This is a genomic window from Nocardioides sp., assembly GCF_036405735.1.
In the GTDB taxonomy this organism is placed as follows: Bacteria; Actinomycetota; Actinomycetes; order Propionibacteriales; family Nocardioidaceae; genus Nocardioides.
Genome location: NZ_DASWXC010000096.1, coordinates 80040 through 93006 on the forward strand (window position 1 = coordinate 80040; position 12967 = coordinate 93006).

General features: G+C 71.5%; 15 protein-coding genes and 2 tRNA genes. 5 read left to right on the forward strand and 12 right to left on the reverse strand.

Going from position 1 to position 12967, the window contains the following annotated elements:
• Positions 1-25: 25 nt before the first annotated feature.
• Genes VGE38_RS15885 through VGE38_RS15895 form a run of 3 tightly spaced genes read right to left on the reverse strand, consistent with a single transcriptional unit; the run spans position 26 to position 1555 of the window.
• Positions 26-1000 (reverse strand): DUF8832 domain-containing protein, encoded by a 975-nt coding sequence (locus VGE38_RS15885; RefSeq protein ID WP_331143528.1) that lies wholly within the window; start codon positions 998-1000, stop codon positions 26-28.
• A complete protein-coding gene (locus VGE38_RS15890; protein WP_331143529.1) occupies positions 997-1203 on the reverse strand; it encodes a heavy-metal-associated domain-containing protein in 207 nt (68 codons plus the stop codon). The genes VGE38_RS15885 and VGE38_RS15890 overlap by 4 nt, the downstream gene beginning before the upstream one ends.
• A 40-nt stretch (positions 1204-1243) precedes the next feature.
• Positions 1244-1555: a metal-sensitive transcriptional regulator gene (locus VGE38_RS15895; protein ID WP_331143530.1), complete on the reverse strand. Its 312-nt coding sequence runs from the start codon at positions 1553-1555 to the stop codon at positions 1244-1246.
• A 170-nt stretch (positions 1556-1725) separates the two neighbouring features.
• On the opposite strand from VGE38_RS15895, the gene VGE38_RS15900 reads away from it, so the two are divergent.
• Positions 1726-3168 (forward strand): DHA2 family efflux MFS transporter permease subunit, encoded by a 1443-nt coding sequence (locus tag VGE38_RS15900; RefSeq protein WP_331143531.1) that lies wholly within the window; start codon positions 1726-1728, stop codon positions 3166-3168.
• A gap of 74 nt (positions 3169-3242) precedes the next feature.
• On the forward strand, positions 3243-3446 hold the full coding sequence (locus tag VGE38_RS15905; protein WP_331143532.1) for a heavy-metal-associated domain-containing protein: 204 nt from the start codon (positions 3243-3245) through the stop codon (positions 3444-3446).
• 92 nt (positions 3447-3538) lie between these two features.
• Here the strand turns inward: VGE38_RS15905 and VGE38_RS15910 are convergent, their stop codons facing one another.
• From VGE38_RS15910 to orn, 6 genes are all read right to left on the reverse strand, one after another.
• Positions 3539-4138, reverse strand: a complete 600-nt coding sequence (locus tag VGE38_RS15910; RefSeq protein ID WP_331143533.1) for a DUF305 domain-containing protein — start codon at positions 4136-4138, stop codon at positions 3539-3541.
• A 94-nt stretch (positions 4139-4232) separates the two neighbouring features.
• Positions 4233-4305 (reverse strand) — tRNA-Lys (locus VGE38_RS15915).
• A 103-nt stretch (positions 4306-4408) separates the two neighbouring features.
• Positions 4409-5986: a phytoene desaturase family protein gene (locus VGE38_RS15920; protein ID WP_331143534.1), complete on the reverse strand. Its 1578-nt coding sequence runs from the start codon at positions 5984-5986 to the stop codon at positions 4409-4411.
• Positions 5987-6088: 102 nt separating this feature from the next.
• Complete coding sequence (locus VGE38_RS15925) at positions 6089-6292, reverse strand: cold-shock protein (protein WP_331143535.1); 204 nt, start codon at positions 6290-6292, stop codon at positions 6089-6091.
• Positions 6293-6549: 257 nt separating this feature from the next.
• Positions 6550-6625: transfer RNA gene (locus VGE38_RS15930), tRNA-His, on the reverse strand.
• A 42-nt stretch (positions 6626-6667) separates the two neighbouring features.
• The gene (orn, locus tag VGE38_RS15935) at positions 6668-7324 is read right to left on the reverse strand and encodes an oligoribonuclease (protein ID WP_331143536.1); all 657 of its coding nucleotides are present in this window, start codon (positions 7322-7324) and stop codon (positions 6668-6670) included.
• A gap of 71 nt (positions 7325-7395) precedes the next feature.
• Here orn and VGE38_RS15940 point away from each other — a divergent pair, with 71 nt between their 5' ends.
• Genes VGE38_RS15940 through VGE38_RS15950 form a run of 3 tightly spaced genes read left to right on the forward strand, consistent with a single transcriptional unit; the run spans position 7396 to position 9627 of the window.
• Positions 7396-7914, forward strand: coding sequence for a DoxX family protein (locus tag VGE38_RS15940; RefSeq protein ID WP_331143537.1), 519 nt, complete (start codon positions 7396-7398; stop codon positions 7912-7914).
• Positions 7911-8582, forward strand: a complete 672-nt coding sequence (locus VGE38_RS15945) for a DsbA family protein (RefSeq protein ID WP_331143538.1) — start codon at positions 7911-7913, stop codon at positions 8580-8582. Before VGE38_RS15940 ends, VGE38_RS15945 begins: the two co-directional genes overlap by 4 nt.
• 22 nt (positions 8583-8604) lie before the next feature.
• Complete coding sequence (locus VGE38_RS15950) at positions 8605-9627, forward strand: adenosine deaminase (RefSeq protein ID WP_331143539.1); 1023 nt, start codon at positions 8605-8607, stop codon at positions 9625-9627.
• Here the strand turns inward: VGE38_RS15950 and VGE38_RS15955 are convergent.
• Genes VGE38_RS15955 through VGE38_RS15965 form a run of 3 tightly spaced genes read right to left on the reverse strand, consistent with a single transcriptional unit; the run spans position 9617 to position 12957 of the window.
• Complete coding sequence (locus VGE38_RS15955; protein ID WP_331143540.1) at positions 9617-11077, reverse strand: glycoside hydrolase domain-containing protein; 1461 nt, start codon at positions 11075-11077, stop codon at positions 9617-9619. The two genes, VGE38_RS15950 and VGE38_RS15955, sit on opposite strands and share 11 nt — an antisense overlap.
• Positions 11078-11086: 9 nt before the next feature.
• A complete protein-coding gene (locus VGE38_RS15960; RefSeq protein WP_331143541.1) occupies positions 11087-11725 on the reverse strand; it encodes a hypothetical protein in 639 nt (212 codons plus the stop codon).
• 2 nt (positions 11726-11727) lie between these two features.
• A complete protein-coding gene (locus VGE38_RS15965) occupies positions 11728-12957 on the reverse strand; it encodes an NRAMP family divalent metal transporter (protein WP_331143542.1) in 1230 nt (409 codons plus the stop codon).
• Positions 12958-12967 lie beyond the last annotated feature (10 nt).

Genomic DNA, 12967 nt, shown 5'->3' on the forward strand with positions numbered 1-12967 from the left:
GCTCTTCTCCTTGTGCGCGTGCTGGTCAGTGACCGGAGTGGCTGCCCTGATCGGCGGGCGTGCCGGTCCGCGACGGGGTGGGGTCGGCCGTGCTGTGGGCGCCGCGCGCATCGGCGCCGGCGGTGACGGTGAAGGCGGCGGTGCGGACGACGCCCTCGTGCTGGAAGTCCAGGAAGAGGTGGTAGCGGCCGGCGCTCGGGACCGCCGCGTAGAACACCACGTCGGGCCCGGGTGTCGTCGTTCCGTCGCCCGGTGTGCCGTCGGGGTGGACGTGGAGGTAGGCGAGGTCACCGCCGCGCAGCGCGACCAGGTGGCCGTAGGCCCCGAGATAGGGCTGCAGGTCGGTGACGGGCTGCCCGTCCTTGCTGACGCGCAGGGTCAGCTTCGCGTCCGTTCCGGCGCTCAGACGACCGTCGAGCGTGACCGTGTACTCCCCGACGGTCGCGGTGCGATTCTCCGCGGCCGGGGTGGCCGGCTCGAACGCCCCGGCCACCTCGAGGTCGGTGCCCAGGGTGAGTGCCTCGGCGCCCGTGGCCTTGAAGTCGGCGAAGAGCCGCCACGTCCCCGGCGTGAGATCGAGATCGGTCGACCACACACCGGTGTCCGTGTCGAGGGTGGGGTGGACATGCTGGAAGCCGGTGACGTCGCGCCGTACGGCGATCAGGTGCAGTCGCTTCTCGTGCGCGACGTCGTACTCAGTGACGGGGGAGCCGTCGGGAGCGGTGATCGTGAACCTCACCGACCGCCGTCCTGCGCCCGCCAGGGTGGCTGGCTCGGCGAGGCTGAGGGTGTAGCCGTTCTGGGAGACCATCAGTCCTCCTGGGATCTGCTCGGCTGGCGACGGCTCGGCTGGCGACGGCTCGGAGGAGTGGCCGCCGGCGGCGTGTGAATCGCTGGCCTGATCGGCAACCGGGCCGGCGGCTCGTCCGGCGACGAGGGCCAGGGCGAACACGGCCGCGATCGCGGTCACGAAGCCGGCGAGCTTGACCGGGGTGCTCATGCGAGCTGGTAGCCGGCCTCCTCGACGGCGGCCCGGACCGAGGCGTCGTCGAGGGGGTTGGCGCTGGTGATGGTGACGGCGCCGGTGGCCAGGTCGACCTCGACGTTCTCGACGCCCTGGATCTCCTGGACCTCCTCGGTCACCGACGCGACGCAGTGGCCGCAGGTCATGCCGGTCACGGTGTAGGTGCTGGTCTGGCTCATGGCTGGTTCCTCCGGAATGGTGATGTGTTGACGGTCTTGGTCAGGAGCGGACGAGGCGGGCGATGGCGTCGGAGGCTTCCTTGAGCTTCAGCTGGGCCTCCTCGCCGCCGGCGGCGACGGCGTCCGCGACGCAGTGCGCCATGTGCTCGTCGAGCAGGCCGAGCGCGACGGCCTCGAGGGCCTTCGTCATCGCTGAGATCTGCGTCAGGATGTCGATGCAGTACTTCTCCTCCTCGACCATCCGCTGCAGGCCTCGGGCCTGACCCTCGATCCGGCGGAGGCGCTTGAGGTAGTCCGCCTTCGTGTTGTTGGCGATGTAGCTGTGCTGGTGCTCGCCGTGCTCGTGGGCCATCGGGTGTTCCTTCGTGTCGAGGGTTTCCTTGAGGTTCCTGTCATCTCAAGGGTACCCCCCTCCGGTATCTCGTGGTAGCGTCCGCTCCTGTCGATACAGTACCCCCCTAGGGTATTGAACGCAACAGCGAGATCCCGGACCCGCCGGGACTCCTGTCGAAGGAGCAAGAGATGTCAACAACGACACGGCCGGCTGCCGATCGCCGCTGGCTGGGGCTCGCGGTGATCGCTGCGGCCCAGTTCATGGTCATCATGGACACCTCGATCATCGGGGTCGCCCTTCCGCGGATGCAGGCAGAGCTGGGCTTCACCCAGGAGAACCTGTCGTGGGTCTTCAACGCGTACGTCGTCGCCCTCGGCGGGCTGCTGCTCCTCGGCGGAAAGCTCTCCGACGTGCTGGGTGCGCGCCGGGTCTTCTCCGCCGGGTGGGTAATCCTGCTCGTCGGATCGCTGGTCGCCGGGGTCGCGGGCAACGTCGAGGTCGAGCTGCTGGGGCGTGCCGTCCAAGGCGCAGGGGCGGCCCTCATCGCCCCCTCGGCGCTGACGCTGCTCTTCATGCTCTTCGGTGCGAACCCGAAGGAGTTGCCCAAGGCGCTCGCGCTGTACGGCGCCGCGGCTCCGGCCGGCGGCACCGCCGGTGTGTTCCTCGGAGGGGTCATCACCGAGTACCTGTCGTGGCCGTGGGTGTTCTACATCAACATCCCGATCGCCCTGCTCATCCTCGCGCTGGTGCCGACGGTCATGCCCGCCGGCGGCGCCGGCTCGAGGCGGCGGGTCGACCTCGTCGGCGCCCTCGCCGTGACAGCAGGTCTCGGCGCGGCGGTGTACGCCGTCGTTCAGGCGCCCGAGGTCGGCTGGGGTGCTGCCCGGACCTGGATCGTCCTCGCGTTCGCCGCGGTCCTCCTGGTGGGCTTCGTGATCGGCCAGGCCAAGGGACGCGATCCGCTGGTGCGACTCGGCATCTTCCGCGCCCCCAACCTCGCCGCCGCCAACCTCGCCCAGCTGCTGCTCGGGGCCGCATGGATCCCGATGTGGTTCTTCCTGAACCTCTATCTGCAGCAGGTGCTCGGCTACACCGCGTTCCCCAGCGGCGCTGCGCTGCTCCCGATGACGCTGCTCATCATGGTCGGCATGGTCGTCCTCGCCCCGAGGGTGCTGGCGGCCATCGGGCCCAAGGCCGCCACCGTGACCGGACTGGTGCTGCTGGCAGTAGGCATGGTCTGGCTCGCGCTCGTCGATCCTGACGGGTCCTACGCGGTCGACGTCCTGCCGGCTTCGCTGGTCGCGGCGCTGGGCATGTCGCTCGCCTTCATCCCGACCCTTGGCACCGCGATCGCCGCCGCGCGGCCCGAGGAGGGCGGCTTGGCCTCGGGCATCGTCAACACCAGCTACCAGATCGGCTCAGCGCTCGGCCTGGCCGTGATGACGGCCGTCGCCGCCGCCAATGGCGCCGACAAGCTCGGCGACAAGGCCGCGCTCACCGACGGCTTCTCGGCCGCCTTCGTCGGTGCCGCCATCATCGCCGGCGTCGGCGCCCTGGCCACCATCGCCCTGTTCCGAGCCCCCGCTCGAGCAGCGGCGGACCCCGAGGGCCGGGATCGCATCGCTGCCTGAGACCACCGGCCCGACGCGGGCCGGTCCACGAGCCGGCCACGGCTCTTCACACCACCAGAAAGGATCGTTCTCCGATGAGCGACATGAACACCTACACCGTCCAGGGCATGACCTGCTCCAGCTGCGCAACGAAGGTGAGCACGGCCGTCAAGCAGGCCGCTGGCGTCACCGGCACCGATGTCGAGCTGGACTCCGGCACCCTGACGGTCACCGGCTCCGAGGTCGACGACGCTGCCGTTCGCACCGCCATCGCGGACGCCGGCTACCGCGTGCACTGACCGACGAGGACAGCGTCGCCGCTGGGGTGGTGGCGACGCTGTCCCGGCCGGGCCCCGCCTCAGCCTCCCCACCCCCTGCCGGACGGAGACTCCTAACTGCGGAGCAGCTCCTCCATCGTGCGGAGCTGGGCGCGTTGGCCGGTCTCGACACGGTCCGCCAGCTCGACCGCCGGCGCGAAGCGGCCGGCCTCCTGCTCGTCCTGCACCAGCCCGATCGCTGCCTTGTGGTGCTCGATCATCAGCTCAAGCCACCGCTGCTGGAACTCCTGGTCGGTGAGCGCGGTGAGCTCCGTCAGAGCTGCCTCGCTCACCATCCCCGGAAGGTGGCTACCAGCGTCGGAGTGGGCACCGTGTTCGCTGGCATGATCACGGACCGTCGCCGGCCTCGGCACCTGCCAGTCCTGGAGCCAGCTGGTCAGCTGCTCGATCTCGGCGGTGTGTCCGGCAAGGATCTCGTCCGCCAGCTGGCCAAGCTCCGGGCTGAGGTCACGGCCCCGGGTCGTGTCCACGAGCGCCAGTGCTTGAGCGTGGTGCTGGATCATGTCGCTGGCGAAGGAGGCGTCCAGGTCGCTGTAGACGTCCCCGGTCAACGCGGCGGTGTGGATGGCTCCCGGTTCGGGCCCGTCACTCGCGCAGGAGGCGAGCAGCAGAAGTCCGGTCGCGGCCACGGCTCGTGCCAGTCGATGGGTCACCGGTACATCGTGCCTGGTGCCCACTCTCGGAGTTGCAATGGCGGAAATGGCAACGGGCCCGCCCTCCATGAAGGAGGAGCAGGCCCGTTCGCTGTACGCCATCAGGGACTCGAACCCCGAACCCGCTGATTAAGAGTCAGCTGCTCTGCCAATTGAGCTAATGGCGCATGCCTTGCGGCGTCGAGAACATTACCAGCGGGGGAGGCCGGGGAGAAATCGAGCGGCCCCCTGGCCGACGGCGACGCTCGTCACACGAGCGCGGCCGGTCCGTCACCGCTGCTCCAGCACCGCCTGCGCCGCGTTGTGACCGCCGATGCCGGAGACCGCGCCACCGCGCCGAGCGCCCGACCCGCACAGCAGCACGGCGGCATGGTCGGTCTGCACGCCCCACCGGGCCGCGGCTGAGGAGAGGTCGGAGCGGTGCGGCGCCCAGGGCCAGTCGAGGTCACCGTGGAAGATGTGGCCGCCCGGCATGGCGAGGTCCGCCTCGATGTCCTGGGGGATCTTCACCTCGATGCAGGGGTTGCCGTCGCCGTCGCGGGCCACCACCGACTCGATGGGGTCGAGCAGGTGCTCGTCGAGCGAGGCGATCGCGCGCTTGAGCGCCTCGGCGCGGGCCGCAGCCGGGTCGACGTCGAACAGCGTGGCCGGGGTGTGGAGCCCGAAGTAGGTCAGTGTGTGGGTGCCCGCCGGCGCGTCGCCGAGGATGGACGGGTCGGTGAGGGAGTGGCAGTAGACCTCGCCGGGGAGCGAGGAGGGCAGCGAGCTGGCTGCGGCGTCGGCGTACGCCCGCTCGAGCTGGGAGTAGTCCTCACCCAGGTGCAGCGTGCCTGCGAAGGCGACGGCGGGATCCTCGCCCGACCTCAGCCGGGGCAGCCGGTCGAGCAGGAAGTTGACCTTCAGCTGGGCGCCCAGCGGCTTCGAGGCGGAGTCCTCGCCGTCGCCCAGCAGGATCCGCAGCACCCAGGGCGCCACGTTGGCCAGCACGAAGCGCGCCGTCACCGTGTGCGAGGTGCCACCGTCGTGGAAGGCCACCTCGGCGCCGTCGTCGGAGGGACGGATCGCACTGACGCCGGCACCGGTCACCAGCTCCGCGCCGGACGCCGCGGCGGCCCGGGCCAGCGCGTCGGTCACCGATCCCATGCCGCCCACCGGCACCCGCCACTCGCCGGTGCCGTTGCCGATCAGGTGGTAGAGGAAGCAGCGGTTCTGGATCAGCGAAGGGTCGTGCAGCGACGCGAACGTGCCGATGAGCGCGTCGGTCGCCACCACCCCGCGCACGGTGTCGTCGCGGAAGCGCTGCTCGACCACCTCGCCGATCGGCCGCTCTACCAGCGCCTCCCACAACGCCGGGTCGACCCGCTCACGCATCTCGCGGTCGGTCGGCAGCGGCTGCAGCAGGGTGGGCGCCACCACCTCGGCGAACCCGCCGACTTCGGCGTAGAACGCCTGCCAGGCGGCGTACTCCTCCTCGCCGCCGGTCAGCGCACGGAAGCTCGCCGCGGTCGCCGGTCCCTCGGGTCGCTCGACGAGCAGGCCGCTGGCGCGGCCGTCGCGGAGCACCGGCGTGTACGACGCCGTCGACCGCGACCTCAGCTCCAGGTCGAGCCCCAGGTCGGCGACGACCTGGTCGGGGAGCAACGAGACGAGGTAGGAGTACCGCGAGAGCCGGGTGGGCCGGCCGGAGAACGCCTGCGCTGAGACCGCGGCGCCGCCGGTGTGGTTAAGCCGCTCGAGCACGGCGACAGAGAGCCCGGCGCGCGCGAGGTAGGCCGCCGCGGTGAGGCCGTTGTGGCCACCTCCGACGATGACGACGTCGTAGCTGCTGCGCGCGGTGGGGCCCGTCATGGAGTTCAACCTAGGTCATCGCCGTGGCAGGTCCGCCGCCACAAATGCCGGACGGCGGCCACCGATCGAGTCGGTGGCCGCCGTCCGGGTGGCGTCTGTGGGTCAGAGAGCCTTGACGTTCTCCGCCTGCGGGCCCTTGGGGCCCTGGGTCACGTCGAACTCCACGGCCTGGCCGTCCTTGAGGGACTTGAAGCCGGTGCCCTGGATCGCGGTGTGGTGGACGAACACGTCAGCGCCGCCGCCGTCCTGGGCGATGAAGCCGAAGCCCTTGTCGTCGTTGAACCACTTCACGGTGCCCTGCGTCATTGCGTTACTTCTTTCGGTGATGTGGGGGATGGCAACGTGCCACCCGCCCGGGTGCTGAAGACACCTGCTGCGCCTGATGTCCAGCTTCACCGGAAAACAAGAACCACTGCGATGAGCCACCGCCGTCCTCGACGGTGGGGGAGCCCGAAGGATCCCTTCAACACCTCGACCCTAACAGGGCAGGATCGGGCCGGCACCATCCTCGGCGTCCCCGGGAACGACGAGAGGCCCCGTGCGTCGCACGGGGCCTCTCGGCTTGGGGTGAGTGACGGGACTTGAACCCGCGACCACCTGGACCACAACCAGGTGCTCTACCAGCTGAGCTACACCCACCATGGGCCGGACTGCTCCGGACCGGTGAGAAGCATAGGGGAACTACCGATCCGACGCGGAATCGGGATCGCCCGCCGGATCGCCGAGCCCCGTCACGGAGCCGCCGTGCCGCGCGGCGATGTCCCGGGCGGCGTCGCTGTCGGGCCCGGGGGCCGGGACGAAGACCGCCTCACGGTAGTAGCGCAGCTCCTCGATCGACTCCTGGATGTCGGCCAGCGCGCGGTGGTTGCCACGCTTGGTCGGGGCCTGGAAGTAGGCCCGCGGGAACCAGCGGCGGGACAGCTCCTTGATCGAGGAGACGTCGACGATCCGGTAGTGCAGGAACGACTCCAGCTCCACCATGTCGCGCGCCAGGAACGCCCGGTCGGTCGCGACGGTGTTGCCGGCCAGCGGCGGCCGCGAGTCGGCGCCGCAGTGGGACCGGACGTAGTCGAGCACCATCCGCTCGGCCTCCGCGAGCGTCACACCGTGCTCGAGCTCGTCGAGCAGACCCGAGCGGGTGTGCATAGTGCGGACGAAGTCGTCCATCTGCGCCAGCGCCTCGGCCGGCGGCTTGATCACGATGTCGACGCCCTCGCCGAGGACGTTGAGGTCGAAGTCGGTCACCAGGGCGGCCACCTCGACCAGAGCGTCCCGGTGCAGGTCCAGGCCGGTCATCTCACAGTCGATCCACACGAGGCGATCGTTCGCAGCATTCACGGGCCGCACCTTACGCGCCGCCACGGACTTCTCTCAGCGAGCGCTCAGGACGACGCCCTACGTTCGGCCGCGTGACGTCCTGGCTGCTCCTCGCGATCCGCGCCGCCCTCGGCGTGCTGTGGGTGTGGGCCGGCGCCGTCAAGATCACCGACCCGTACGGCGCCGTGCTGGCCGTCCGCGCCTACCAGCTGCTGCCCGGCGACGTCGCCGAGGTGGTCGGCCACCTGCTGCCCAGCCTGGAGATCGTGGTGGGGGTCGCGCTGCTGCTCGGCGTGCTCACCCGCGCCTCGGCAGCCGTCTCGGCGGTGCTTTTCGGTGCCTTCGTCATCGGCATCGCCTCGGTGTGGCAGCGCGGCATCCTCATCGACTGCGGCTGCTTCGGTGGCGGCGGCTTCGACCCGGACGCCGCCGACAAGTACCCCTGGGAGATCGCCCGCGACGTCGTCCTCCTCGCGGCCTCGCTGCTGCTGGCCTGGCGGGATGGCGGCCGGTGGTCGCTGGACGCCCGCCTGTTCCGGCGTACTCCCGAGCCCGACCCCCAGCCCGACCCCCACGCTGATCCCCACGCTGACCAAGGAGCCCTCGCATGACCCCCGCCCCGCACGACACCCGCCGCCGCAACCTGAGGATCGGTGCGGTCGCCGCGATCGTGCTGGTGCTGGCCGTCGTGGCCGGCTACGTCGCCAGCAGCCGGCAGGACGACCCGGTGACCGAGGCCGCCGGCGCGCCGGCGGTCGGTCTGGTCATCGGCCCCGACGACGCCGACCACCGGGTCGTGGTCTACGAGGACTTCCTCTGCCCCTACTGCGGCGAGCTCGAGCGGCAGACCAGCGCGGAGCTGGCCGAGCTGGCCCAGGCGGGCCGGGTGCAGGTGGAGTACCGGGCCTTCCAGCTCCTCGACCACGACTACTCCCGCGAGGCGCTGCTGGTCTACGAGGTGGTCCGGCGCCAGGGCGACGACGCCGTCGCCCAGCGGCTGCACGACCTGCTCTTCGAGCAACAGCCCTCGGAGAGCGGCCGCGAGTTCCCGGGCCGCGACGAGCTGGTCGCGCTGGCCGTGGAGGCCGGCGCGGACGAGCAGCAGCTCCGCGACACGTTGGAGACCGCCCAGGCCGGCATCTGGGCCGATGAGGTGACCGAGGCGGCGCAGGACGCGGGTGTGATGAGCACTCCCACCTTGCTGCTCGACGGCAAGGAGTTCACCGACGGACGGACCGTGGACGAGCTCGCCGAGAACCTGCTCGCCGCGGTGCGCTGACCCGGCTCGTAGAGTCCCGTGCGTGGCTGATCTCGACTCCTTCATCGCCGGCCTTCCGAAGGCCGAGCTGCACGTCCACCACGTCGGATCGGCCTCGCCGCGGATCGTCAGCGAGCTCGCGGCCCGTCACCCGGGGACCGTGCCGAGCGACCTCGACGAGCTGCGGCGGTTCTACGAGTTCCGCGACTTCGCGCACTTCATCGAGGTCTACCTGGCCGTCGTCGGGTTGATCCGCACCCCGGAGGACATCGGCTACCTCACCTACGAGATCGCCCGCGAGATGGCCACCGGACAGCAGGTGCGGTACGCCGAGCTCACCTGCACGCCGTACACCTCCGTCCTCGCGGGCGTCCCGATCGAGGGCTACACCGAGGCGATCGAGGACGCGCGCGTCTCGGCCGAGCGCGACTTCGGCATCGTGCTGCGCTGGATCTACGACATCCCGGGCGAGAGCGGTCTGCCCGCCGCCGACGCGACACTCTCCTACGCCCTCGACCACCGGCCCGAGGGGCTGGTCGGGTTCGGGCTGGGCGGCCCGGAGATCGGAGTGCCGCGCCCGCAGTTCCAGCGCCACTTCGAGGCCGCGATCGCGAGCGGGCTGCGCAGCGTCCCCCACGCGGGGGAGACCACCGGTCCCGAGACGATCTGGGACGCGCTGGAGCTGCTCGGCGCGGAGCGGATCGGGCACGGCACGTCGGCCGCCCGGGACTTCACCCTGCTGGAGCACCTCGCCGAGACCGGCATCGCCCTGGAGGTCTGCCCGTCGTCGAACCTGGCCACCCGCGCCGTCGCGACGCTCGAGGAGCACCCGCTGCGGACCTTCGTCGAGGCCGGCGTGACGGTCACGATCAACTCCGACGACCCGCCGATGTTCAACACCAGCCTGAGTCGGGAGTACGCCGTCGCCGCCGACCTGCTCGAGCTCGACGAGGCGGGTGTCGCCGAGCTCGCCCGGGCCGCGGTCGAGGCGTCGTTCGCGCCCGAGGACGTCAGGACCCGGCTGCGTCAGGAGATCGACGCCTACGCCGCCGCGACTACGGCGTGACCGCGTAGCCGTCGACGACGACCTTCGCGCGGCTCAGCGAGCGCAGCACGATCCGGCCGCGGAAGGCGCGCGGCAGGTCGAGCCGCACTGCTCCATGACCGTCCACCGTGCCGACCCGGCGGCCGCCGATGAGGACCGCCAGCGTGCCGCGGCCCCGCATCAGCACGGTGACCCGCGACCCGGCGACCCGGGAGCCACGCAGGGTGACGCCGGGGCGGCGCACGACGGTGCGGGTGCCCAGGTAGCCGCCGCCCATCCGCGCGGCGGCCGGCCCGGCCCGCAGCGACCGGTCGTCGGCGAACCGAGCGGTGCAGCGCAGCTCCCACGCGCTGCGGTTGCCGGCCCGGTCGACCGCGCGGACGCTGACGCACCACTGCTCGCCCGGGCGCAGCGGGAAGGTCCGGCCCAGCGTGCGGGTGCGGCGCAGCTCGCGCGGCTGCTTCCAGCGACCAAGCGCCCGGCCGGGAGCGGCGTGCCGGACGCGCACCTGGTAGAAGGCGACGCCGGCCGCGTCGGCGGCGCGCCAGCTGATGCGCACCCGCTTGCGCTTCGTGGCGCTCGGCGGCGCGGGAGCGACGAACCGCGGCGCGGCGCTGTCGGCCGGTGGCAGCGACCAGACGGTGTCCTGGACGGCGTTCTCGTCGATGTTGATCGAGACGCCGCCGTAGGTGCGGGTGACGCCGAGCGTGAACTGGTTGATCCTGCGTCCGGGCCACAGCCCGTCCTGCGGCACGCTGAACGTGGTGTTGGCCTGGCCGCTGTCAGTGGCGACCCAGATGACGTCGGGCTCGGGGTAGGCGGGATCGGCGGCGTGCGCGTTCGTGATGTCGGTGATCGTCGAGCTGCGCGAGCCGTAGAAGGCCGACAGCCGGCCCAGCTGGTGCAGCCGCGAGGTCCAGCCGGCGGCGAACGACTGCGCCGCCGCGGTGCAGCGGGCGTTGCCGGTCGGGTAGGCCTCCAGGTCGAAGGCGACCGGCGCGGAGGCGGGGATGCCGAGGTCGTAGACCGCGTCGGCGGCGTACGTCGCCGCGGCCACGCCCTGACTCCATGCCGTCCCGGCGTCGGCGCTCATCCGGTGGAACCGGTCGGACTGGCAGGCGGCCTGCTGGCCGACGTAGATCGGCAGCACCTGCCAGCCGCGCGAGCGCACGGTGCGCACCCACTCCGGCGACAGGTGCGTCTGCACCTTGTCGTGGCGGTTGTCGGTGCCGGGGGCGACGGGCACGTAGACCCCGATGGCGCGGTACGGCGATTTCGACTCCGCAGCCTGCCAGGTGGCCATCACAGAGGGTGAGGGCGCCGAGGCGGTGTCCATCATCAGGTGGTGCCCGGCCGCCGCTGCCGGAGGCCGACCCGGGGCGTCGGCCGGCGCGGGAGCGGCACCGGCCGGCCCAGCCAGCCCAGCCAGCAGGGCCAGGACGGCGACGAGGGCGGCGGAACCGAGGCGCATCCCGCGACTTTACGTCGTCGGCGGCAGATCGCCGAGCCCGGCGACGCTCACCTCCACCCCGTGGCCCCAGTCGATGCTGAGGACGTCGGCGCGGCCGACGTACCCGGTGTGGCGGTGCCGCCACCGTACGACCGCACCGACCAGCCACGGACCCTGGTCGCGCCGCCGGTCGTAGCCGAGCAGGGAGCCCGGCCCGCCGCGGCCGACCACCAGGCCGTCGACCCGGCGTCCCTCGCGGACCCGGACGTCGATCACGCGCCCCAGCGAGCGGCCGCCGCCCCGCACCGGCAGGCCCAGCAGGTCGCCGAGCCGGTGGCCGGGCGGCTCGTGCCGCACCAGGAGGTGCTGGCGCACCCGGTTGAGGCGGACCTCGCTGCCGACCTCGGCGATCGCGTCGACGGGGATGAAGCACGGTGTCGAGCGGTCGGCCTGCTCGGGCGCCATCCGCTCCCAGAAGTCCTTCACCTTCGGTCCCAGCCGGCCGCCCAGCCGCGGCAGCAGGACCGCCGGCCCGCACAGCAGCCCCACGATCTCCAGGTCGGGGGAGAGGGCGACGTCGTCGACCTTGGCCACCATCAGGTCGTCGGAGTCGACGATCTGCCGGTCCAGCAGGTGGAGCGCCGCGTCGTAGCTCCCTCGCAGTCCCATCGCTATGCCCCCATCCGGGTCCAGATCATCAGTGGGATCGCGAGCGCCGCCGCGACGCCCACCACGACGAGGTAGAAGGAGCCGAGCCCGTTGGCGAGCCGTCCGTTGACGTGCTCGCCCATGTAGTCGTGGTCGTTGGCCACGACGAGGATGGGGAAGTACGTCAACGGCAGCGCCACCGCCGAGAAGACCACCGACATCTCGGTCACCATGATCGGGTCGACGGAGGTCACCAGCACCGCCACGGCCAGCAGCGTGACGCCGCCGAGCAGGAGGTGGAACCGCGCCGCCACGTCGGGGCGGACGTACTTGCCCCACTGCCATCCGAAGTACTGCGCGACGGAGTAGCCCACCGAGAGCCCAGTCTCGCAGGCCGCGCCGAAGGTGGCGGCGACGAACCCGAGGATCGCGACCGCGAGGCCGATCTTGCCGAACGCCTCCGCGACCGGCATCCCGACCTGGCCCAGCGTGTCGACCGTGATGCCCTCCGGGCCCAGGACGACCGACGCGCTGCCGGCGATCGCCAGCGAGAGCAGCCCGCCGAGCGGGAAGCCGATGAGCACGTTGGCCCGCATCAGCCCGATGTCCTTCGCGGTCCACTTCTCCTCGACGCCGCCGGAGGAGAAGAAGAACACCTCGTACGGCGTCATCGCCGCGCCGAACAGGGCGACCGCGTAGAACGCCCAGGTCGACCACGACTCCTCGCCCGGCTTGTCGACGGTCAGCCACTCGTGGGCGAGCGCGGACCAGTCCGGTCCCAGGTGCACCAGGGCGACCGCGAAGACGACCAGCGCCAGGCCGAGCAGGCCCAGCACGTCCTCCATCACCGAGAACCGGCCCCGCCACAGGATCAGCCACACCAGCAGCGCGACGGCGGGAACCAGCAGCACGTGGTTGACCGAGGTGACCAGCTGCAGCGCGAGCGCCACGCCGCCGATCTCGGCGACGAACGTCAACAGCGTGACGCCCATGCTGCCGACCAGGTTGAGCAGGCCCATGCGCGGGCCGAGCCGCTCGCGGACCAGGTCGAAGGTAGCCCGTCCGCTCACCGCCGCCACCCGGCCCGACATCTCCGCGAAGACGCAGATGCCCAGCACGCCGAGCATCACCACCCACGCCAGGGACAGGCCGAACCGGGCGCCGACCTGGGCGTTGGTGACCAGGTCGCCGATGTCGACGAAGCCGCCGATGGCGGTCAGCACGCCGAGGGCGATGCCGAGCAGCTTCTTCATGTCCGCCTCA